General features: G+C 70.9%; 18 protein-coding genes. 9 read left to right on the forward strand and 9 right to left on the reverse strand.

Going from position 1 to position 22,273, the window contains the following annotated elements; all coding sequences use genetic code 11:
* Positions 1–19: 19 nt before the first annotated feature.
* A complete protein-coding gene (locus ASD35_RS08785; protein WP_056874466.1) occupies positions 20–1,021 on the forward strand; it encodes a TRAP transporter substrate-binding protein in 1,002 nt (333 codons plus the stop codon).
* A 61-nt stretch (positions 1,022–1,082) separates the two neighbouring features.
* Positions 1,083–1,703 carry an ANTAR domain-containing response regulator gene (locus ASD35_RS08790; RefSeq protein ID WP_056874467.1) on the forward strand — a complete coding sequence of 207 codons (621 nt, stop codon included), beginning with the start codon at positions 1,083–1,085 and terminating at the stop codon, positions 1,701–1,703.
* A gap of 198 nt (positions 1,704–1,901) precedes the next feature.
* Here the strand turns inward: ASD35_RS08790 and ASD35_RS08795 are convergent, their stop codons facing one another.
* Together ASD35_RS08795 and ASD35_RS08800 are read right to left on the reverse strand one after the other, a co-directional pair.
* Entirely contained in the window at positions 1,902–2,270 is a 369-nt protein-coding gene (locus ASD35_RS08795) for a hypothetical protein (protein WP_056874468.1), read from the reverse strand.
* Positions 2,271–2,277: 7 nt separating this feature from the next.
* A complete protein-coding gene (locus ASD35_RS08800) occupies positions 2,278–5,805 on the reverse strand; it encodes a DNA/RNA non-specific endonuclease (protein ID WP_056874469.1) in 3,528 nt (1,175 codons plus the stop codon).
* 409 nt (positions 5,806–6,214) lie between these two features.
* On the opposite strand from ASD35_RS08800, the gene ASD35_RS08805 reads away from it, so the two are divergent.
* From ASD35_RS08805 to ASD35_RS08815, 3 genes are read left to right on the forward strand one after another with little or no spacing between them, the layout of a single operon-like run.
* Complete coding sequence (locus ASD35_RS08805) at positions 6,215–7,474, forward strand: CmpA/NrtA family ABC transporter substrate-binding protein (RefSeq protein ID WP_056874470.1); 1,260 nt, start codon at positions 6,215–6,217, stop codon at positions 7,472–7,474.
* Between the two features lie 2 nt (positions 7,475–7,476).
* The gene (gene ntrB, locus ASD35_RS08810) at positions 7,477–8,370 is read left to right on the forward strand and encodes a nitrate ABC transporter permease (protein WP_056874471.1); all 894 of its coding nucleotides are present in this window, start codon (positions 7,477–7,479) and stop codon (positions 8,368–8,370) included.
* A gap of 4 nt (positions 8,371–8,374) precedes the next feature.
* The gene (locus ASD35_RS08815) at positions 8,375–9,175 is read left to right on the forward strand and encodes an ABC transporter ATP-binding protein (RefSeq protein WP_082580006.1); all 801 of its coding nucleotides are present in this window, start codon (positions 8,375–8,377) and stop codon (positions 9,173–9,175) included.
* A 646-nt stretch (positions 9,176–9,821) separates the two neighbouring features.
* On the opposite strand, the gene ASD35_RS08820 is transcribed toward ASD35_RS08815, so the two are convergent.
* Entirely contained in the window at positions 9,822–10,616 is a 795-nt protein-coding gene (locus ASD35_RS08820) for a hypothetical protein (RefSeq protein ID WP_056874472.1), read from the reverse strand.
* Between the two features lie 74 nt (positions 10,617–10,690).
* Positions 10,691–12,136: a PLP-dependent aminotransferase family protein gene (locus tag ASD35_RS08825; RefSeq protein WP_056874473.1), complete on the reverse strand. Its 1,446-nt coding sequence runs from the start codon at positions 12,134–12,136 to the stop codon at positions 10,691–10,693.
* Positions 12,137–12,211: 75 nt separating this feature from the next.
* On the opposite strand from ASD35_RS08825, the gene ASD35_RS27055 reads away from it, so the two are divergent.
* Together ASD35_RS27055 and ASD35_RS08835 are read left to right on the forward strand one after the other, a co-directional pair.
* The gene (locus ASD35_RS27055; RefSeq protein ID WP_157275436.1) at positions 12,212–12,709 is read left to right on the forward strand and encodes a cupin domain-containing protein; all 498 of its coding nucleotides are present in this window, start codon (positions 12,212–12,214) and stop codon (positions 12,707–12,709) included.
* Between the two features lie 10 nt (positions 12,710–12,719).
* Entirely contained in the window at positions 12,720–13,325 is a 606-nt protein-coding gene (locus ASD35_RS08835) for a hypothetical protein (RefSeq protein WP_056874474.1), read from the forward strand.
* A 28-nt stretch (positions 13,326–13,353) separates the two neighbouring features.
* Here the strand turns inward: ASD35_RS08835 and ASD35_RS08840 are convergent, their stop codons facing one another.
* The 4 genes from ASD35_RS08840 to ASD35_RS08855 form a co-directional block, all read right to left on the reverse strand.
* Entirely contained in the window at positions 13,354–14,484 is a 1,131-nt protein-coding gene (locus ASD35_RS08840; protein ID WP_056874475.1) for an ATP-binding protein, read from the reverse strand.
* Positions 14,478–15,188 carry a response regulator gene (locus tag ASD35_RS08845; protein WP_056874476.1) on the reverse strand — a complete coding sequence of 237 codons (711 nt, stop codon included), beginning with the start codon at positions 15,186–15,188 and terminating at the stop codon, positions 14,478–14,480. The genes ASD35_RS08840 and ASD35_RS08845 overlap by 7 nt, the downstream gene beginning before the upstream one ends.
* 85 nt (positions 15,189–15,273) lie before the next feature.
* On the reverse strand, positions 15,274–16,146 hold the full coding sequence (locus tag ASD35_RS08850) for a hypothetical protein (RefSeq protein WP_056874477.1): 873 nt from the start codon (positions 16,144–16,146) through the stop codon (positions 15,274–15,276).
* 84 nt (positions 16,147–16,230) lie between these two features.
* Positions 16,231–17,478: an ANTAR domain-containing protein gene (locus tag ASD35_RS08855; protein ID WP_082580007.1), complete on the reverse strand. Its 1,248-nt coding sequence runs from the start codon at positions 17,476–17,478 to the stop codon at positions 16,231–16,233.
* A 192-nt stretch (positions 17,479–17,670) separates the two neighbouring features.
* Between ASD35_RS08855 and ASD35_RS08860 the strand changes: the two genes are divergently transcribed.
* Together ASD35_RS08860 and ASD35_RS08865 are read left to right on the forward strand one after the other, a co-directional pair.
* A complete protein-coding gene (locus ASD35_RS08860) occupies positions 17,671–18,924 on the forward strand; it encodes a nitrate/nitrite transporter (protein ID WP_056874479.1) in 1,254 nt (417 codons plus the stop codon).
* 243 nt (positions 18,925–19,167) lie between these two features.
* Positions 19,168–20,424, forward strand: a complete 1,257-nt coding sequence (locus tag ASD35_RS08865) for a nitrate/nitrite transporter (RefSeq protein WP_056874480.1) — start codon at positions 19,168–19,170, stop codon at positions 20,422–20,424.
* A gap of 48 nt (positions 20,425–20,472) precedes the next feature.
* On the opposite strand, the gene ASD35_RS08870 is transcribed toward ASD35_RS08865, so the two are convergent.
* The gene (locus tag ASD35_RS08870) at positions 20,473–22,221 is read right to left on the reverse strand and encodes a bifunctional protein-serine/threonine kinase/phosphatase (protein ID WP_056874481.1); all 1,749 of its coding nucleotides are present in this window, start codon (positions 22,219–22,221) and stop codon (positions 20,473–20,475) included.
* Positions 22,222–22,273 lie beyond the last annotated feature (52 nt).

The following is a 22,273-nucleotide window of genomic DNA, read 5'->3' on the forward strand; positions in this document are numbered from 1 at the left end:
GGGCCGCGAGAATGAGCCCATGACCCACGCCCGCCGCCGCCTGCTGGCCGCCGCACTCGCCCTGCCGCTGGCTGCCCGTGCCCAGGCGCCCATCGTCATCAAGTTCAGCCACGTGGTGGCGCCGGACACGCCCAAGGGCAAGGCCGCCCAGCGCTTCAAGGAGCTGGCCGAGGCCCGCACCGGCGGGCGCGTGAAGATCGAGCTGTATCCCAACAGCCAGCTCTACAAGGACAAGGAAGAGATGGAGGCGCTGCAGCTGGGCAGCGTGCAGATGCTGGCGCCGTCGCTGGCCAAGTTCGGGCCGCTGGGCGTCAAGGAGTTCGAGGTCTTCGACCTGCCCTTCCTGTTCAAGGACACCGCCGCTTTCCGCGCCATCACCGAGGGGCCGCTGGGCGCCGAGCTGTTCAGGAAGCTGGAGCCCAAGGGCATCAAGGGCCTGGCCTATTGGGACAACGGCTTCCAGATCATGAGCGCCAACAGGCCGCTGCGGCAGGTGTCCGACTTCCAGGGCTTGAAGATGCGCATCCAGTCCAGCAAGGTGCTGGACGCGCAGATGCGCGCTTTGGGCGCCATCCCGCAGGTCATGGCCTTCAGCGAGCTGCGCCAGGCGCTGCAGACCGGCCTCGTCGACGGCACGGAGAATGCGCCCAGCAACCTCTACACGCAGAAGATCCACGAGGTGCAGAAGCACATGACGCTGTCCAACCATGGCCACCTGGCCTATGCGGTCATCGTCAACAAGAAGTTCTGGGACGGTCTGCCCGGCGACATCCGCGGCGCGCTGGAGGCGGCGATCAAGGAGGCCACGGCCTACGCCAACGCCATCGCCAGCACCGAGAACGCCGCGGCGCTGCAAGGCATCCAGGCCAGCGGCCGCACCACCCTGCACACGCCTACCCCGGCCGAGATGAACGCGTGGAAGAAGGCGCTGATGCCGGTGCACCAGGAGATGGCGCCGCGCGTCGGCAAGGCGACCATCGCCGCGGCCTACAAGGCGGCGGGCTTCGTCGCGCCGGACTGAAACCGCCGGGCTCGCCCCGGCGCCGCACCGACAAGGCACGGAAGTTGCGCTGGCGTGGGGCATGAACATGCCCCCGCCGTCTTCCCTCGCCGGCCTGCGCGTGCTGCTGGCCGATGCCGGCCAGCGCCGCAGCCCGGTCATCCGCCTCGAACTGATCCGGCTGCGCTGCCAGCTCGTGGACGTCATCGACCTCGTGACCCAGCCCGACGCCCTGCCCACGGCGCTGCAGCGCCTGTCGCCGCAACTGCTGCTGATCGACTGCGAGCAACCGGCACCCGAGCTGCTGGCCCAGCTCGGCGACGCCTTGCACAGCCAGCCCCGCCCGGTGCTGCTGTTCGCCGAGCAGATGGCGCCGGAGCAGATGCGCGCGGCACTGGCCGCCGGCATCAGCACGCTGCAGCTCGCCGGCCTGCCGCCGCAGCGCCTGGGCGCGCTGCTGCAGCTGGCGCTGGCGCGCTTCGAGCACGACCAGAGCCTGCAACGCGACCTGCGCCAGACGCAGACCCAGCTGGCCGAGCGCAAGCTGGTGGAGCGGGCGCGCGGCATCCTGATGCGCGAGCAGGCCCTGGACGAGGAGGCCGCCTTCCAGCGCCTGCGCCAGATCGCGATGGACGGCGGGCAGACGATGGCGGCGGTGGCGATGCGGCTGATTGACGCGGACCAGCTGCTGCGCGCGCGCTGAAAGGCCGCGCCTGTTCCGCCGTGGGGCGGCGCGCACCAACTGAGCGCCCCGGCCGCTCAGCGCCGGAGGTCCTGCGCCACCCGTTGGGCCAGCAGGCTTGCGGCGCGCTGCAGCGACTGCGCCGTGGCCGGCGGGTCAGCCATCAGCGCATCGAAGTTCTTGAATGCTGCGGGTTAAGACGGCACATGCTGGCAGGCGTCATTCGAGCGGCTTCATGATGTCGCCTTCCTGGTAGTCGTCGCGGTACTCGAAGTCCACCGAGTACTTGCCACTGCGCTCCAGCCTGACAGTCATCATGTACCAGCGGGGCAAGCCGAGGTCTTGGGTAAGGCGCCAGTGAGCAAACGTCGCGTCATCCAAGAGACGTTCCGCCTCACGCACGGGCTCAATGCCGGTACCGATCCGCCCGTCGGCCAGGCGAAAGGTGAACTGAAGGCTTGAAACATTTCCGAGTGGTGCGATGCGCGTTCGCATCACGACTTCCTGCCAGTCCACGGATGGCACCGCTGCATGGGCACAGCGGACGACGGCCGTGGTCGCTTGATCAAGTTCAACGAGTGCTTGCATGCTTGTCTCAGTTGCGGAATGTCTGGACAGCGCGCTGCCCGTCAATCCAATAGATGACTTCAATCTTGGTCGGCACCTGACTGCCACCTGCGTACACCGGACTCACTTCGACTTTGACTTGCTTGCCGTCGCGGATCGCCTCCGCCCACGTTCTCTCCATGGCACGGTACTCGCCCCGATTCACGCTGGTGAGCTGCGGCACCAGATTGATCTTCTCACCGGCCCCGCCGAACAGGCTGCCGATCAGATGCCCGCCCTCGTAGCCCTGCCCGCCGATTTCACCCGCCCTGACCTGCTGGTACAGGTTGCGGTCTGATCTGATCAGGGCGCTGAGGTCACCCTCGGCCCGCGTGACGCGGCCGGCCGCGTCGGTCACGTAGCTGTGCCCGTTGGCCAGCACATAGCCGGTATTGGGCTTCAGCCCGCCATTGAGCGCGTCATTCCAGGCGCCCTTCTGCCCCGGCACTTCGCGCACGACCGTGATGCCCTGGGCGGTGAACTGAGCCTCGGCCCGGGCCGCCTGCAACTGCGCCGCACGCTCCCACTCCGCCAGGCCACGGCTCTCGATGCGCGTCGCCACCGCGACTTCTCGCGCATTCGCACCAGCGCGGATGAGGTCGCCAACCTTGCCGATGGCCTTGCCTGCGCCGGGGACAACGTCCAGCACCGTCGTCGGGAACAGCGCGGCGTTGGCCGCGTAGAGCGTGCCCAGCACGACGATCTCGGCCTCGCTCAGGCCGCCCCGCGCCGCGACGTCGTCGAGGTAGCGCGCGATCGACTGCTGCGCCTGGTCCAGGCGCTTGATGGTGACGGCCTCCATCACATCGTCGAGCGTGGATTTCAGCTTGCCGCCGGCGCGCTCGGAGATGCGGCGGACGTAACTGGCCAAGCCCTTGCTCGCATCGTCGAGCCAGCCCACGGGCATCAGCGCGGGGTCGCCGTCGGGGTTGATGCCGAACTCCGCGTTCACGCCTTCCAAGGCGGCGTCATGGGCTGGGTCGGGCACGAGCCGGCCGCCTTGGACGCGCGGGTCAGTCAGGACGGCGCGCTGCAGCTCCTGCCGCAGCACGGTCTCGGTGGCAAGCTGCTGCGCCTGCGCTGGCTCCAGCCCCTGCGCCTGCAGGTGGGCCGCCAGCTGGGCCTGCCGCTCGGCGGGCGTGGCGTTCGGGTCGACGATGCCCGGCATCAGGTTGCCTTCGTCGTCGAAGGCCGTCTGCGTCACGGGCTCGTCGGGCGTGGCGGGCACGCCGCTCTGTTGCAGCAGTTCTCCGAGGAAGTCGCTGGCAAACGCATGCGCCGGGTCGCCGGGGCTGCCGGCCGCGCGGATGGCGCTGCTCAGCACGGTGTTGAAGGTGCGCGCCGCGAGCGCGTCGGCGGCACTCATCGTGCCGGCCTGCACGGCCTTGTCGATGTTCTCGCCGATGTTGACCTTGGTCAGGTCGGCCAGGCCGCTGGCGAAGCCGGCGAGCGCGCCGTCCTTGAACTTGCCGCCCAGCAGCGCCTGGATGCCGCCCTGCACCGTCATTCGCGCGGCGACGCCGGCGGCTGCGCCCAGGCCGGCGTCCTTCAGCGTGTTGGTGAGCCCGGGCGTCAGGCCGGCCGTCAATGCGCCGCTGACGGCGCCGATGAGCACGCCCTTGAGGCTGAGGTTGCCGTTGATCACGCCGCCCGCAAAGGATGCTGCGGCGCCGGCGGCCGCCGCCGAGCCGATGGCGCCCCAGCCGGCCGCACTGGCCGCGCCAGCGGTGGCCCAGCTGACGAAGGCCACCATGACGATGGGCATGGCCTTATCGAACCAGCTGCGATGCTCGTGGATGTTGTCGCGCGACGTGACCCAGCCGAGCTGCGGGTCGAAGCCGACGGCGGCGTCGTTGTTCAGCCGCGGCGCATGGTTCAGGTCCAGCGCGACCAGGTCGCCGTCCAGGACGCCGCTGTCGCCGAGGCCGACGTGGGGGTTGTCGAGGCTGGGCTGGCTGACCCAGCGCGGCGGACCGCCGCTTTCGCTGTTGTCCTGCTGCAGCGCGATGTGGCTGTGGGCCTGGCCGTAGAAGCGCGCGAAGGCTTCCTGGGCCAGGCCACCCGAACTGGCGCCTTCGGCCAGCCACGCGTTGGTGAAGACGGCCTCGTCGAAGACGCGCTGCTTGGCCAGCACGGGCGCACCGTTGGCATCGCGCGCGATCTCGGCGCTGTCGCCATGGCTGACGGTTTCGTAGACGCCGGTGGGCCAGCCGGTCTCGGGGTCGGTGCCGAACTGCATCGGCACTTCGACCCAACCGGCGCCGCCGCCGTCGCGTGCGGCCTGCATGGCGGCGGCATGGGCCTGGCGCACGGCCGACATGGCCTGGCTGAGCTGGGTCAGCTCGGCGGCGCGTTCCGTGCCGTACAGGCGCTGCTGCTCCAGCGCAAGGCCGCTGGCCGGCGCGGCGGGCGTGCCGCCGAGCTGTTCGCGCAGCTGCGTGATGAAGGGGTCGGCCAGGTAGAGGTCGAGCTGGCCGAGGCCGGCCGCGTCGCCCATCGCGACACCGGGCTGGGGCGGCGCGCCGGCGTTGATGGCGTGATCCTGCGTCGCCAACGTCCACAGCCCGGGTTGCGCGCCGAGCAGCTGCTGCACGGGCTGGCCATACAGCGCTGCCAGCTGGGTCAGCGGCACCGAGGCTTCGGGCCGGGCGGCCAGACGCTCGCGGTAGGCCTGCTCGTAGGCGCCGTCGTCGAAGCTGAGCCATTGGCCTTGCGGCGCGGGGGCGCCGACGCCTTCGCGCAGCATCCAGGCCGGCACGAACTCGGGCGCCGCGGCCGCCGCGGCGGCGTCGGGCACGAAGACGGCGCCGTTGACGGGATTGCCGTCGTGATCGGTCGGCGCGGGCACCCAGCCGCTGCCGGCCGCGTTCGCCACATCGGCGGGCGGCGCGCGGCGTGCGGCTTCGCGCGCTGCCTCGAACTCGGCGCGCACGCCCTTCAGCGCGGCCTCGCGCTGGTTCAGCCAGTCGGGGCTGACGGCGGGGCCCAACGGCAATGCAACTGTGGCTGCCGTGGCGGTGGGCGCGGGCGGCGGGGCGACTGGCTCGGCGGCCGGTGCTGCTGCGGGCGCCGCGGCCTCGACCGGGGTCGGTGCAGGCGCCGGTGCGGGCGCGCTGGCAGGCGATGCGGCCGGCGCAGGCACCTCGTTGACCCCGGCGGGCGGCGTGCGACCCGGCAGCTCACCATCTCCGGCGCTCTCCCGCTCGAACGGCTCGGAGTGCTCGAAACGCTCGAAGCGCCCTTCGGGCTCACGCTGCCTCAGCGCCCAGCGGTCGCCATCGTCCAGCCGCGGCAGGCGCCGCCGCGGGCCCGGCTCGGGCAGCAGCACGAAGGCCGGCGGCTGCTGGGCCATCTCGCTGAGCAGCTGGCTGGGTGCCTCCTCGACAGCGACCGGCTCGGGCGCCGGCGTCCCGGGCGCGCCCTGCCGGGGCGCATCGGCGTCACGATGCACGGGCTCGAAGGCTTCGATGGGTTCAAGCGCTTCAAAAGGGGCAACGCTGTAGTTGTCGAGCCGCATGGGGCACTCCCTGTCTTGTCTATTCAGTCCGCGTGATTGCAGCGGCTGCGGGCCCAGCGGGCAATTGCGGGCGCTCCTAAAAGTGCATGCCCGCACCGGGGGCGCCGCGCACCAACACGCATCGCAGCCGCACGCACCGGCCCGGCACAAACCGCCCGCGGCGGCGGCGGTCGTGCGCCAAGCGCGTGCAAAGCGCGGCGCCGTTGCCGCGCAGAAGCTGGCACGCAACCTGCGTTGAAGGAGGCGAGGCCTGCAATGGCGCAGGCCTCTCGGGCCGGCCGGCTGATGACTCGGCCGGCACTTCGGGACAACGGCGTCCGACCTCTCCTATTTCGCACGTGCTGTTGACAGACGGCACGGGCGAAGCGTGGTCGCACGGCGTTGCGCCTTGCATGAACAGGAGCCCGTGATGACCGCACCCGATAACTCGACCAGCACGCCCAACCCGCAGCGCCGCAGCCTGCTTGCCGCAGCCGCCGCCCTGCCCTTTGCGACCGGTCTCTCCGGCCTGGCCGGTGGCGCCTGGGCCCAAGGCTCGGACAAGCCCGAGAAAGAGGAGGTGCGCATCGGCTTCATCCCGCTGACCGACTGCGCCAGCGTCGTCATGGCCGCGGTGCTGGGCTTCGACAAGAAGTACGGCGTCAAGATCATCCCCACCAAGGAGGCTTCCTGGGCCGGCGTGCGCGACAAGCTCGTCAACGGCGAGCTGGACATGGCGCACGTGCTCTACGGCCTCGTCTACGGCGTCCATCTCGGCACGAGCGGCCCCAAGAAGGACATGGCCGTGCTGATGAACCTGAACAACAACGGCCAGGCCATCACGCTGTCCAAGGCGTTGGCCGACAAGGGCGCCGTCGACGGCCCCTCGCTGGCCAAGGTGATGGCCGCCAACCCGCGTGAATACACCTTCGCCGGCACCTTCCCGACGGGCACCCACGCGATGTGGATGCACTACTGGCTGGCCGCCGCTGGCATCAACCCGATGTCCGGCGCCAAGCTCATCACCGTGCCGCCGCCGCAGATGGTGGCCAACATGCGCGTCGGCAACATGGACGGCTTCTGCGTCGGCGAGCCCTGGAACCACCGCGCCATCATGGACGGCATCGGCATCACGGCCAACACCACGCAGGACCTCTGGAAGGACCACCCCGAGAAGGTGCTGGGCACCACGGCCGAGTTCACGCAGAAGTACCCCAACACCACCCGCGCCGTCATGATGGCCGTGCTGGAAGCCAGCCGCTGGATCGACGCCAGCCTGTCCAACAAGCTGAAGATGGCCGAGACCGTGGCGCAGAAGGCCTACATCAACACCGGTGTCGACGCGATCAACCAGCGCATCCTGGGCCGCTACCAGAACGGCCTGGGCAAGACCTGGGACGACCCCAACCACATGAAGTTCTTCAACGACGGCGCGGTGAACTACCCCTACCTGTCGGACGGCATGTGGTTCCTGACGCAGCACAAGCGCTGGGGCCTGCTCAAGGCCCACCCCGACTACCTGGCAGTGGCCAAGCAGGTCAACCAGGCGGCGCTCTACAAGCAGGTCGCCGGCGCCATGGGCATCAGCGTGCCCAAGAGCGACTTCCGCACCAGCAAGCTGATGGACGGCGTTGTCTGGGATGGCAAGGACCCGGCGAAGTACGCCGACGGCTTCAAGATCAAGGCGTAATCATGGTCTCCGCAGTCTTCCACTCTCCCAGCGACAACGTCGCTGCCGCAACCGCCCCGGTCACGGTCAGCCGCCCGGCCGCAGTCGAAGCGCCCAAGGCCGCCAAGCCCAGGCGCGATCCCTTCGACTGGCGCGCGCTGATGATGCGCGTGCTGCCGCCGGTGCTCGGCATGGCCGCGCTCATCGGCCTGTGGGGCATCGCGACGATGAAGGGCGGCGCCTTCCCGACGCCGGCCGCCACCTTCGACGCGGCCGTCAAGCTGTTCGCCGATCCGTTCTACAGCAACGGTCCGAACGACCAGGGCATCGGCTGGAACATCCTGAACTCGCTGGGCCGCGTCGGCATGGGCTTCGGCCTGGCCGCGCTGGTGGGCATCCCGCTGGGCTTCGTCATCGGCCGCTTCGAGTTCGCCAGCCGCATGGTGTCGCCGCTGATCGCGCTGCTCAAGCCGGTGTCGCCGCTGGCCTGGCTGCCGATCGGCTTGCTCGTCTTCAAGAGCGCCAACCCGGCGGCGATCTGGACCATCTTCATCTGCTCGATCTGGCCCATGGTCGTCAACACGGCGGTGGGCGTGCAGCGCGTGCCCAGCGACTACCTGAACGTCGCCCGCGTGCTCAAGCTCAGCGAGTGGAAGGTCATCACGCGCATCCTGCTGCCCGCCGTGCTGCCCTATGTGCTGACCGGCGTGCGCCTGAGCGTGGGCACGGCCTGGCTGGTCATCGTCGCGGCCGAGATGCTGACCGGCGGCGTGGGCATCGGCTTCTGGGTCTGGGACGAGTGGAACAACCTCAACGTCGCCCACATCATCATCGCCATCTTCGTCATCGGCACCGTCGGGCTGCTGCTCGAGTGGGCGTTGATGTCCCTTGCCAAGCACTTCACCTTCGAGGATTGATGCCATGACCAAGCCGTTCATCCAAGTGCAGGACGCCGAGATGGTGTTCACCACCCGCAAGGGGCGTTTCCATGCACTGCAGAACGTCAACCTCGACGTGCAGCGCGGCGAGTTCATCACGTTGATCGGCCACTCGGGCTGCGGCAAGTCCACGCTGCTGAACCTGATCGCCGGCCTGCTGCAGCCCACGTCGGGCGCGCTGATCTGCGACGGCCGCGAGATCGCCGCGCCGGGGCCGGAGCGCGCCGTGGTGTTCCAGAACCATTCGTTGCTGCCCTGGCTGAGCTGCATGGACAACGTGCTGCTGGCGGTCGAGTCGGTGTTCGGCGGCAAGGAGAGCGCCGCCCAGCTGAAGGTGCGCACGCGCGCCGCGCTGGAGCTGGTCGGCATGAGCCATGCGCTGCACAAGCGGCCGCATGAGATCTCCGGCGGCATGAAGCAGCGCGTCGGCATTGCCAGGGCGCTGGCCATGGAGCCCAAGGTGCTGCTGATGGACGAGCCCTTCGGCGCGCTGGATGCGCTGACGCGCGCCAAGCTGCAGGACGAACTGCTGAAGATCGTGGCGCGCACGCAGAGCACGGTGATCATGGTGACGCATGACGTGGACGAGGCGGTGCTGCTGTCGGACCGCATCGTCATGATGACCAATGGGCCGGCGGCGACGATCGGCGAGATCCTCGAAGTCGGCCTGCCGCGGCCGCGGGCGCGGGTGGAGCTTGCTGAGGATGCGAGGTACGTGGCGGCGCGCAAGGAGGTCATCGACTTCCTGTACACGCGGCATGCGCACGTGGAACAGGCGGCTTGATCGGCTGATGGGTTCGAGGTTGCTTTTGCGGAGCGCGTGCGTGCTCGCTGCATTGCCGGGAGTCCCGCCCGGCGGCGGGGTATCTTTCTTCTGCGGGGTCAGAAGAAAGTCACCAAAGAAGAGGCCCTGAACCGCACACCGTCCCGACGACGCCAGCAGCGGCGCGCGAAAACAACCAGTGGCGTTGCGGGCAGACGCGAGCCGCTGCGCTCTCGCTGCTGTCCTTGTGACGAGCACCATGGCGCGCCGCTTCATGCCGCCTAACGCCGGCTGCACGCCGGGCTCACCAGGAAATACCGCGCGCTGGGGCGACGCCACCGAAGATGCGCATCGGTCGCGTCGCCCGAGCGACGCTGCCTTTGGTTTTCTCTTGAGCCCGGCGTGCAGCCGGCGTTAGGCGGCCCGCTGCCGCGATGGATGGTGCTGGTGACAAGGACAGCAGCGAGAGCGCAGCGGGTCGCGTGTGGGCGACGGCCCTTCGGCGGTTGCACGGCGCAGCTCGTGCATGTGGTGCTGGCGTGCGGTTCAGCGCTCCTCTTTTGGTGACTTTTCTCTGGCGCGACAGAGAAAAGTTACCCGCCCGCCGGGGCGGACTCCCGGCAGCACGGCACCGAGTCGTTAGGACAGCCGCAAAGCAACCCGAAACCTACCCAGCCACCGCATCAAAGTACCGCTCAAACGACGCATCCACCGCCTCACGCCCGCCGCCGATGATGTTCAGCCCCCACGTGAATCCATAGACATCGTCGAACGGCACCCCACGCAGCCGCGCCTGCGTCTCCCTCACCCACTTCGGCCGCGCCGGCACATGGTTGGGCACGCTGTACATGAAGCTCACATGCCGACGGTCCTGCGCCACATGCAGCGCATCGCCCGCCAGCAGCAGCGACCGATCCCCACCCACCCAATGCAGCACCGTGCTGCCCGGAAAGTGCCCCGGGCAGCGCAGCAACGTCGCCCCGCGCCCGAGATGCAGCGTGTCGCCGCGCCAGAACTCCACCCAGCGCGAGCAGCGCGCCACCCACTCGCGGTCGTTCTCGTGCACGAAGATCGGCACGCCGCCCAACGCCTCGCTCCAGCGCACCATGGCCGAATAGAAATGCGGGTGCGAGATGGCGATGCGCTCGACACCGCCGCGCCGCTTCAGCTCGGCCACGGCCTCGTCCGTCACCAGCGCCGTGCTCTCCCACAACACGCCCGCCTCGGGCAGGTGCAGCGCACGCTGCGGGATCGCGAAGCCCGGCGCGATGCCGATGCCGAACAGCGCATGGTCCAGCTCCAGCCGGTTGCGGTGCGTGCCCGCCAGCTCGTCGTGCGTCGTCCAGGCCTGGCCCTGCCAGCCGACGTACTGGCGCTCGTCGCTGCAGATGCGGCACAGCTGTGGCGGCTGCGCAGTGTCGTCGTGCTCGGTGCCGCAGGTGCGGCACATGAAATAGGCCATGGGGTGCTCCGTGATTGCCAAGGTCGCCAGCCTAGGCAGGCGGCCCACCGCTTCACAGAGCCAAGCGCGGCGATTCAGAGGGTGCCAAGCGCGCGGGCTAGGCGCCGGACGGCCTCCGGGATGCGCGCCGCGGTGACGCTGCCGTAGCCCAGCACCAGTCCTGGCATTTCGCCCATGCCCGCCCCATAGCGGCTCAGCGGCTCGACGCCCACGCCCGCCGCCCAGGCCCGCCGCGTCAGCTCGTCCGTGTCGACGCCGGGCAGCGCCACCGCCAGGTGCAGGCCCGCAATGGCCGGCAGGATCTGCACGCGCTCCCCCAGGTGGCGCTGGAGCATCTGCTCCAGCACGCGCCGCCGTTCGGCGTACTCGCCGCGCATGCGGCGCACATGCCGCAGCAGGTGCCCTTCGGTGATGAAGTCCGCCACGGCCGCCTGCATCAGCGCGGGCGTGCCGAAGCCCGCCGCATGCTTGGCGGCCACCAGCGCGTCGCGCGCCCACGCCGGCGTGACGACGTAGCCCAGCCGCAGCGCCGGCAGCATGCTCTTGGACAGCGTGCCGACATAGAACACGCGGCCGTCGCGGTCCAGCGTCTTCAGCGCATCCAGCGGCCGCGACGTGAAGCGGAACTCGCCGTCGTAGTCGTCCTCGATGACGACGGCCTGCCGTTCGGCCGCCCAGTTCAGCAGGTCGCGCCGGCGCGCCAGCGACATCGCCATGCCCAGCGGCGCCTGGTGCGACGGCGTCACGCAGACGATGCGCGCGTCCGCCGCCAGCGCGCCGACGACCAGGCCCTCGGCATCCACCGGCACCGGCGCCAGCAGCGCGCCGGCCGCCAGCAGGGCCGCGCGCAGCGGCGGGTAGCCGGGGTTCTCGACAGCCGCCCGCGTGCGGCCGGGCGTGACCAGCACGCGCGCGATCAGGTCGAAGGCCTGCTGCGCGCCGGCCGTGATGACCACGTCGTCCGCCGTGCAGGCCACCGCGCGCGACGACGACACATGCCCGGCGATCGCCTCGCGCAGCGCCCGCAGGCCTTGCGCCTCGGGATAGCGGGCCGGCTCGCGCGCGGCGGCCTGCAGCGCGCGGGTCTGCAGGCGGCGCAGCACGTCGAACGGGAAGCTCGCCACCTCCGGCATGCCGGTCTTGAAGTGATAGGCGGGCGGCGGGCCGCTGACCAGCGGCGCGGGCCAGCCACCCGCATCGCCGCGCAACCAGCGGCTGTCGGCCCAGGGCGCGACGCTGGCGCGGTCCGACACGCTGACCGCCGCGCGCGGCAGCTCGGCCACGAAGCTGCCCGCCGCGCCGCGCGATTCCAGCCAGCCCTCCGAGGCCAGCAGCTCATAGGCCGCCACCGCCGTGTTGCGCGACACGCCGACCCGCGCCGCCAGCTCGCGCGAAGCGGGCAGCCGCAGCCCCGGCGCCAGCCGCCCGCTGGCAATGGCGTCGCGCAGGGCGGCGTGCAGGCTGGCCAGGCGCGAACCGCGGCCGGCAATGCGCAGATCGAGTTCGAGGCTTGGATCCATGTTCTTCGTCCAACTTGGCTCTTTCGCAGAGCCATTGTGGACGGCACTCTAGCGCCTGGACTACCGGAGACTCACATGACCTTGGCGACACCCCTCGTCGGCCTGCAACCTCATGTTCAGCCCCACGTCACCGCCGCGCTGCGGCGCGCCGGCCTCGACGCCTGGATGCCCGAGGGCGAGGGCAAGTGGTCGCTGCCGCTGCAGTTCCTGCCCTTGGAGGACGGGGGCGGCTGGGTCGAGCTGATGCGGCTCGCGCCTGGCACCAAGCTGACGCTGCACCGCCACCATGGCGAGGTGCACGGCCTGAACCTGCAGGGCGAGCGCCGGCTGGACGACGGCCGCATCGTGCGGCCGGGCGACTACATCTTCGAGCCCGACGGCAACGTCGACAGCTGGGAGGCCGTGGGCGACGAGGTGCTGGTGCTGCACGTCGTCGTGCGCGGTGACGTCGACTACGTGGCCCGCGACGGCAGCGTGCAGCAACGCATCACGACGGAAGGCCGCATCGCGGACTACCGCGCCTTCTGCGCCGCACGTGGGCTGGCGCCACGGCTGGCGCCGGAAGGCCGCTGAGAATCGCGCGATGAACCTCGAAGACCTCTTGGCCGCTTGGGGCCGCGGCTGGGCCGCCTCGCGTGCGACACCGGCCCCCGAACCGCTGGGCGAAGGCGCCTGGCGCATCAAGGTCGGCCTGCCCGGCCACCGCCGGCGCGACCTGCTTCCGGCATGGTCGCCCGCTCGCCTGGGCGCCTGGGCCGACGGCGTCGCCGGGCCCGGCGCCTGGATCAAGGCGCTGGCCGATCCCGCCACGCTGGCCTTGCCCGCCGCGTGGGTGAAGCAGCCCACCGAGTACCTGATGAGCACGCCGTTGCAAGCCACGGCCCCGCCCGCCCTCGCGCCCGGCTACCGCGCAGTGCTGACGGCCGGCGCCGCCGCGCTCGAATGCCATGTGCTCGCGGCCAATGGGCAGCTGGCCGCGCAGGCGCGCGTCGGGCTCGCCGGCCCGCATGCCGTCTTCGACCAGGTCGCCACGCAGAAACCCACCGCCGCCGCGGCCTGGCCCGGCATGCGATGGCGCTGCTGGCCGGCGCCGCCCTCGACCGCGGCGCACGCACGGGCCTGCTCGTCGCCACCGCGGACGGCCGCGCGCTGTACGCGGCCCAGGGCTGGCGGCTCGATTCGCCGATGACCGCGGCCTGCGTGCCCGAGGCAGCCTCCTAAAAGACCACTTCCGCCCGCAACCCGCCTTCGGCCCGGTTGCTCAGCACCAGCAGCGCGCCCTGCCGCCGCACCAGCTGCTGGGCGATGTACAGGCCCAGCCCCGTGCCGCCGGTCGCGCGGTTGCGCGAGCCTTCGACGCGGCGGAAGGGCTGGCGCACGCGCTCCAGTTCGGCCTCTGGGATGCCGGGGCCGTCGTCCTCCACCACCAGCCGCGTCACGCCGGCCGCGAGGTCCACGCGCACGCGGGCGTTGCCCGCATAGCGCAAGGCGTTGCCGACGAGGTTGTCGACGACGCGGCGCAGCGCCAGCGGGTCGGCCGTCACGACGGCGGGCGGGCCCTCGAAGCCGACGGCCGCACCGGCCTCGGCGAGGTCGTCGACGGCGGACTGGGCCAGCGCCGAGAGGTCCACGCGCTGCGGCGGCGCGGCTTCTCCAGGGCGGAAGACCTCGATGACGCTCTCCACCAGGTGGTTCATCTCGCGCAGGTCGTCGATGCAGCGCTCGCGCACCCTGGCCTCGACCTCGCCGGTCTCCAGCCGCAGCCGCATGCGCGTCAGCGGCGTGCGCAGGTCGTGCGAGATGGCGGCGATCATCAGGCCGCGTTCCTCGAACTGCCCGCTCAGCTCGGCGGCCATGCGGTTGAAGACGGCCGCGGCCTCGCGCACCTCGCGCGTGCCGTCGGCCTGGTTGAGCCTGGGCGCCGGTTGGCCGCGGGCCAGCGCGGGCGTGAGCTGCTGCGCGGCGCTGACGAGGCGGCGCACCGGCCGCGCCAGCCAGCGCGAACCCCACCACGCCGCCAGCGCGATGACGGCCAGGCGCACGCCGTAGTCCAGCAGCGTCGAATGCCAGGGCAGCGAGGGCGGCAGCGATGGGAAGGTCGGCATGCGGGCCGCGTGCGCAGGCGGTGGCGGCGGTCGCCCGGCGAAGTCGCCATGCGGCGATGGTGGCGACGGCCTGTCGGCCTCCCCCTGCAGATGCGGCGGCGGCCCGGCGGGTTCGTCGCCGGGGCCTTGCAGGCCTTGCGTGACCAGGCACCACGCCGCCAGATGGCTGAGCGCGAGTGCCGCCCACATCAGCAGGAACAGCCGCGGGCCCAGCCGGTCCCACGATTTGAGCCGGCTCAGCATGGCGCCACCTCCGCATCGAACAGGTAGCCCTCGCCACGCACGGTGCGGATCAGCGCCGGCTCGCGCGCGGTGTCGCCGAGCTTGGCGCGCAGCCGCGAGACGGCCAGGTCGATGCTGCGGTCGTTGACCTCCACGCCCTGCGCGCGGGTGAGCTCGATGAGCTGGTCGCGGCTGAGCACGCGGCCCGGGCGCTGCACGAAGGCGGCCAGCAACCGGAACTCGGCGCTGGACAGCGCGATGCCGACGTCCTCGGCGTTGATGAGCTGGCGGGTCAGGCGGTCGAAACGCCAGCGCCCGAAGCGCAGCAGGCGCGTGTCGTCGCTCACCGCGCCGCCCTGGCCCTTGCTGGCGCGGCGCACCAGCGCCTGCAGGCGCGCGACGAGCTCGCGCGGCTCGAAAGGCTTGGCCAGGTAATCGTCGGCGCCCAGCTCCAGGCCCACGACGCGGCTCATGGTGTCGCCGCGCGCGGTCAGCATCAGCACCGGCGGCGCATCGGGCTGCGTGCCCAGCCAGCGCAGCAGCGCCAGGCCGTCCTCGCCGGGCAGCATCAGGTCGAGCACGATGGCGTCCACTGTGTCGGCGGCGAGCAGCCGCCGCATCACCTGGCCGTCGGCCGCCGCGCTGACCCGCCAGCCGAAGCCCTGCAGATAGGCCGTCAGGTTGGTGCGGATCTCGACATCGTCATCGACGACCAGGCAATGCATCGTCAGCCCCGCGTGCGGCGAAAACGCCGCCCGATCCCCCGAGGGGCCGCGGCCCGGCTCGGGGCGGCCCGGCGCTCGAGCCGCGTCATGCGGCGATGCCGACCCGCAAGGTCGCCACATAGCCGGCGCTGACCGAGCCGGTCACGGTGGCGAGCTGGGTGCTGTAGCCGTCGCTGAAGATGCCGTCGCTCGACAGGCTGATGGCGGCGTTGTTGGACGCGCTGTTGCCATAGCCGCTGGTGGCGTAGACGGCGGTGTTCGCGTCGGCCGGGAAGCACAGTTGCGAGGTGCGCAGCTTGTTGTTCCAGTTGGTCGCCGTCGTCGTGCTGCGGTAGATCTCGAAATGGATGTGCGGCACGCGGCCCGAGTAGCAGCCCGGGTAGATGGTTTGGAAGGTCGCCGTGCCGTCGCTGCCGGTGGCCTGCACGCCGCGCAGGTAGTTCTCGGCGGTCACGCCGCTGGAGTACATCGAATAGCGGCCCAGCGCGTCGCAGTGCCACAGGTAGATGGCGTAGCCCGACAGGTCGGCGCAGGACGCATTGGTGTTCACGAGCTCGATGATGACCTGCAGCGGCACGCCCGCGGCGACGCCGCTGGCGCCGGCGATGCTGGCGCGGATGTCGCTGCGCACGATGCCCGCCAGCGCGAGCGCATTGGCGACGCTGCCGTTGGAGGTGTTGGAGCCGTCGCCCGGATAGGGGCCCTCGGTCTCGGAGGGAATGACGGAGCAGCTGGTGCTCGTCGAGCCCGAGCTGCCGGAAGAACCCGAAGAGCCGGAAGAAGACGTGGTCGTCGTGTCGCTGCTGCCGCCGCCGCCACAGCCGACCAGCGACATCGCGCCGGCGCCCATCAACCAGCGCAGCGCGGCGCGCCGCTCCAGGGCCTGCTGGCGCAGGCGGGTCAGGTCGTGGGCCAGGCCCAGGTCGTGGTCATGCTTGGCGTCGTGATCGTGATGCATCGCGTCTCCTTAAGGGTTGGACGTCTGCATTGCACCGCCGCGATGTATCGAGCGAATCTGCAGATTGTGTCGAGCCCGACAAGGTCAGCCCAGGATGAGCTGCAGCGACCCCTGCAACGCGCGGATCAGGTCTTCCAGCGCCTGCAGCAGGCGCTCGCTGCCCTGGTGCATGCGCTGCACCGCGTCGCCCTGCTCCACGCGCAGGCCGCGCAGCAGCACCAGCCAGGCTTCGTCGACCGCCTTGAACGCCGGCTGCAGGGCCGGGCCGGCCAGCGGGGCGGCGCGCACCTCGTCGTAGGCCTTGAGGAATTCGTCCAGCCCCGCGGCCAGGCCGCTGGCGTCGTGGCCGGGCATGAGCTGGGCGAGCAGGCCTTCCTTGGCCAGGCTCTGGCTCAGCAGGCGCAGCCGCGTGACCTGCGCCAGCAGGCCCACGGGCCGCTGGCCGGCACGCTCGGACAGCCGGGCCACCAGCGTCTCGCTGCTGTCCAGCAGCCGCTGGGCGGCGCGGTCGCTGCGCACCAGGTCGGCGGTGCGCGCGCGCAGCGCGGCGTCCAGCTGGGCCCAGGCGGCGGACACGGTGCTCAGCTCCTCCCCCAGCTGGTTGCGCAGCAGCTCCGACAGCCGGGCCAGGTTGGCGGCCACGCGCTCGCTGGAGGCGTCCAGCAGCGCCTGCACCTCGCGGCGCTCGGGTGGCGCCAACCGCGGCCACTGGCGCAGTGCCTGCAGCTTGACCAGCCGCTGGCTCAGCATGCGCTGCGCACCGGCGCGCTCCAGCGCCTCGGCCAGTTCGCTGGTGTGGACCACGCCGCGCGCGACCTCGGGCAGCTTGGCCTGGGTCTGCATGGCGGTGTTGCGCAACAGCGCAAAAGCGGAGGCCTCGTCGATGCCGCGCGCCTGCATCAGCAGGCCCTTGGCACGCTCGGTCCATTTGCGCTCGTCCAGCCGCGCCTGGGCGGCGCTGTCGCGGGCGCGCAGCTGGGCGTCGAGGTCGCGCGCCCACTGCAAGGCCTCGGCCAACTGATCGGCGCCCACGCCGGCCGGCAGCCACAGCAGCGCGCCGCGCGCGAGCACGGCCCGGCGTTGCTCGGGCGTGGGCGGCGGCGACAGCAGCACCACGGGCAGGCCGAAGGCCCGATCGGAGTGCATCAGCTGGGCCAGCGCGGTGCCGTCCGGGCACCACAACAGCCCCGCACCCTGCCCGTCTTCGGGCGGCGCCAGCTCGGAAACGGTGCGCAGCGCCCAACCGCGGGCGGTCAGCTCGGCCGCTTGAGGCGGCGCCTCGGGGCAGCAGATCAGCAATGAAGACGGCGGGGATGAAGTGGTATCGGACATGGCATCGGATGTCGCGCCCCAAAACGGCGCAAGAACCACGCCAGCTTCCCGAAGGCCGGGCGGGCATGGCGCTTGCAATGAATGGTATTCGCTGCCTGCAATGGTGCAGGCGGCATTCCCGCAGCCACGTTCGAGCCGCCCAGGCACGCGTGCGTGGGCGGCTTTGGGCGTTGCGGCCTGGAGCTCTCCCCGATGTCTGCCTTCCAAAACTTCAAGCGCGCCGGCCACTGGCCCACCCTGCTGGCCGCGTTCCTGTATTTCGACTTCTGCTTCGCGATCTGGGTGTTGAACGGCGCGATGGCGCCCTTCATCAGCGAGGCCTTCGCACTGACGCCGGCGCAGAAGGGCTTCATGATCTCGGTGCCCATCCTGGCCGGCGCGCTGATGCGCTTCCCGCTGGGCGTGCTGGCCCAATACATCGGCCGCAAGAACGCGGCCATGGTCGAGATGGGCCTGATCGTCGCGGCGCTGGCGTTCGGCTTCCTGTTCGTGAAGAGCTACGACTCGGTGCTCGCGATGGGCGTGCTGCTGGGCATCGCCGGCGCCAGCTTCGGCGTGGCGCTGAGCCTGGGTTCGGGCTGGTATCCGCCCAAGTACAAGGGCCTGGCCATGGGCATCGCCGGCGCGGGCAACTCGGGCACGGTGCTGGCGGTGCTGTTCGCGCCGCCGCTGGCCACGAAGTTCGGCTGGCAGGCCGTCTACGGCCTGGCCGCGCTGACGATGATGCTGCCCATGGCCGTCATGTGGATCGCCGCCAAGGAACCGCCGGACCGCGAGCACCAGAGCCTGCGCGAGCACGTGAGCTGCCTGTTCGAGAAGGACGGCTGGGCCTTCAGCCTGATCTACATCGTCAGCTTCGGCGGCTTCATCGGCCTGGCGAGCTTCCTGCCCACCTACTTCTACGACCAGTTCAAGGTCACCAAGATCGAGGCCGGGCAGTTGACGATGCTGGCCACGCTGATGGGCTCGGCCGTGCGCATCGCCGGCGGCGCCGTGTCGGACCGCATCGGCGGCGTCAACACGTTGACGGGCGTGCTGGTGCTGGTGGCGGGCTCGCTGCTGGCCTGCGGCATGGCGGGCCAGTCGCTGGTGATCACGACGCTGCTGTTCATGCTGTGCTTCGCGGCCTTCGGAGCCGGCAACGGCGCGCTGTTCCAACTGGTGCCGCTGCGCTGGCCGGTGACGACGGCCGTGGCCGGCTCGATGATCGGCGAGGTGGGCGCCCTCGGCGGCGGCTTCCTGCCCAATGCCATGGGCCAGAGCAAGCAGCTCACGGGCACGTATTTCTGGGGCTTCGTCGCGTTTGCGGTGTTGGCCGTGGCCATGCTGGTGATGCTGCGCGTGGTGCAGATCCGCTGGACGCGCACCTGGGCCGAGAAGGGTGGCCGCGCCCGCCCCGCTGCAGCCGATGCGATCCAGGACCCCGTGACCTACCAACGCGCCTGATCCGCGTGCATCAGCCGCGCCAAGGCGGTGCGGCCGATCGGACTCGGCACCGCACGCCAATTCATGCGCCCCAAAACGGCGCAGGAATTGGCTTTCAATGCGCCTGAAAGCGGGCACGAGGCTTGCAAAGATGGGGCGTGGTGCCTGCAATGGTGCGGGCCGCCTTCCTGCCGCGACGTCCGAGCCGCCCTGGCGCACGTTCGTGGGGCCTCGGGCGTCCGACCAGCCCGATCGAACCCCGAAATGTCCGCTTTCCAGAACTTCAAAAACGCCGGCCACAGCCCCACGCTGTTCGCCGCCTTCCTGTACTTCGCGTTTTCCTGCTGCATCTGGGTGCTCAACGGCGCGCTGGCGCCCTTCATCAGCGAGGCCTACAACCTCACGCCGGCCCAGAAGGGGCTGATGCTGTCGGTGCCCATCATGGCCGGCGCGCTGATGCGCTTCCCGCTGGGCATCCTGTCGCAATACATCGGCCGCAAGAACGCGACGCTGGTGGAGATGGTCATGATCGCCGTGGCCATGCTGTACGGCTACTTCAAGGTCGACAGCTACGACAACCTGCTGGCCATGGGCGTGCTGCTGGGCATCGCCGGCGCCAGCTTCGGCGTGGCGCTGAGCCTGGGCTCGGGCTGGTACCCGCCGCAGTACAAGGGCCTGGCGATGGGCCTGGTGGGTGCCGGCAACGTGGGCACGGCGGTGTCGGTGCTGATCGCCCCGCCGCTGGCCCAGGCCTATGGCTGGCAGACGGTCTACGCCATCGCGGCCTGCGCCATCCTGCTGCCCATGATCGTCATGATCGTGTTCGCCAAGGAGCCGCCCGACGTCGACAGCCACGCCTCGCTGCGCGATCACGCGGCCTGCCTGTTCGAGAAGGACGGCTGGGCCTTCAGCCTGATCTACGGTGTGACCTTCGGCGGCTTCATCGGCCTCACGACCTTCCTGCCGACCTACTACCACGACCAGTTCGGCGTCTCCAAGGTGCAGGCCGGCCAGCTGACGATGCTGGCGGCCTTCATGGGCGCGGCAGTGCGCATCGTCGGCGGTTGGCTGTCGGACCGCTGGGGCGGCGTCAACATGCTGACCGTGGTGCTGGTGGTCGTCACCGGCGCGCTGGTGGCCGTGGGCATGGCCGGCGGCTCGCTGGTGCTGACCACGCTGCTGCTCATCGTCTGCTTCGCAGCACTGGGCGCCGGCAACGGCGCGCTGTTCCAGCTGGTGCCGCTGCGCTGGCCCGCGGCCACGGCCGTGGCCGGCTCCATGATCGGCGAGGTCGGCGCCCTGGGTGGTGGCCTGGTGCCCAACCTGATGGGCCTGTCCAAGCAGTACGCCGGCACCTACCTGTGGGGCTTCGTGATCTTCGCGATGCTGGCGATGGTGATGCTGGGCGTCATGCGCGTCATGCAGATCCGCTGGACCCGAACCTGGGCCGAGAAGGGCGGCCGCGCGCGGCACGCGCCGGCCAGCGCCGACGCGGAGCCGGTGCACTACCAGCGCAGCTGAACCGCTTCACGCCACCGACAACGGCCTGCCTGACAGGCCGTTGTCGTTTCAGCGGGGCAGGAACAACAGCCAGCCGACGAGAAGGAAGTTCAGCAGCGCCGAGATGCCGAACGCGATCTGCCACGTCAACGCCGCGTCGCGCGGCGGGCGCGACGACTTGACCGAGGTGGGCTGGTCGCGCGCCGCCAGGCGCTCCAGCGCCAGCAGCAGTTCGTCGGCCGTCTCGAAACGCAGCCTGGCCTCGCGCGCGATGGCGCGCATGACGAGACGGTCGAGCGGCATCGGCACACTGGGCTGCAGCCGGCTGACGCTGGCGGGCTCGCGGCGATAACGCGCCAACTGGTAGGGCTCGATCTCGCCATACGGCAGGCGGCGGGTCAGCGCCTGGTACAGCGTCACGCCCAGCGCGAACAGGTCGGAACCCGCATCCGCCGGTTGTGGCGGGTCCTGCCATTGCTCGGGGTTGATGTAGCTCGGCGTGCCGGCGTGCAGCTCCCGCATCGCCGCCGGCGCACGCGGGCTCAGCGCCACGCCCAGGTCCAGCACGCGCCACTGGCCGTCGTCGCCCAGGTGCAGGTTGGCCGGCTTGATGTCGCGGTGAATGACCCCCGCGGCATGCAGCAGGCTCAGCGACCGCGCGACCGAGCTGGCCATGGCCAGCGCCTGCGCGCTGTCCAGCGGGCCCTTGGCCAGCAGCTGCTCCAGCGTCTGGCCGCCATGCCAGTCGAACACCGCATAGAAGTGGCTCGCGCCATCGGCCGGCGCGTGCACGCGCACGAAGCCGCTCTCGCCACCGCGGCGGCGGTGGCGCGGCGCCTCGGCCAGGCGCAGGCCCAGCCAGATCTCGTGCGCCAGCATGGCCCGCTCCTCGGGGTCGTCGGCGCGGCCGGGGCGCAGCATCTTCAGCGCGACCAGGCGGCCGGACGCGACCTCGCGCGCCTGCAGCAGCCGGTGCACGCCGTTGTCGGCCACCAGCGCGGTGATCTGGTAGCCGTCCAGCGTGGCGCCCACGCCCAGCGGGCCGGGGCTGGGCAGCGTGCGGCCTAGCGCCGCAAGGTCGGCGAGGCCGGGGTCGGCCAGGTCCTTGATGTCCAGCACCAGCGCGGTCGCGTTGTCATGGCTGCCGGCGGCCAGCGCGGCGGCGGTCAGCGCGTCGGCCGCGGCCTGGGCGCCGGGCGTCGTGCGCAGCAGCTCGCCGATCTGGCGGGCCGACAGGCTGCCGTGCACGCCGTCGCTGGTCAGCAGCAGGCGGTCGCCGACCTTGAGCTCGCCGGCGCTGTGGTCCAGGCGCAGCGCGTCGTCCAGGCCCAAAGCGCGCGTGAGGCCGGCGAAGTCGCGGCGCTCCATGCGGTGGTCCTGCGTCAGCAGCAGGCACTGGCCGTCGCGCAGCAGCCAGCCGCGGCTGTCGCCCACGTGGGCCAGCGCGTAGCGGCGGCCGCGCAACGCGACGGCGGTCAGCGTGGTCAGTGCCTCGCGCGGCTGGCCGTCGGGGCCGGGGCGGCGGTTGTGCGACGCCAGCCAGGCGTTCTGGTGGCCCAGCAGGCGGTCCAGCGCGACGCTGGTGTCCCAGTCCGAAGGCACGCCGTGGAAGTCGCGCAACAGGCTCATGACGGAGGTCTGCGCCGCCATCAAGCCGTCGCCATTGCCGCCCTCGGCACCGCTGACGCCGTCGGCCAGCGCTGCGACCCAGCCGCGCTCCGCTTCATGGGCCGCGGGTGCCTGCACGCCCGCGAAATCTTCATTGCGGGCGCGTTTGCCTTGCAGGCTGGACAGGCCGGTGTCGAGTTCGAAGCGCATGGAGGTGACTTTATGTAGTTCGCATTTCGGGCCGAGCGCCGGGCCGCAAGCC

The organism is Pelomonas sp. Root1444, from assembly GCF_001426885.1.
Classification (GTDB): domain Bacteria; phylum Pseudomonadota; class Gammaproteobacteria; order Burkholderiales; family Burkholderiaceae_C; genus Pelomonas.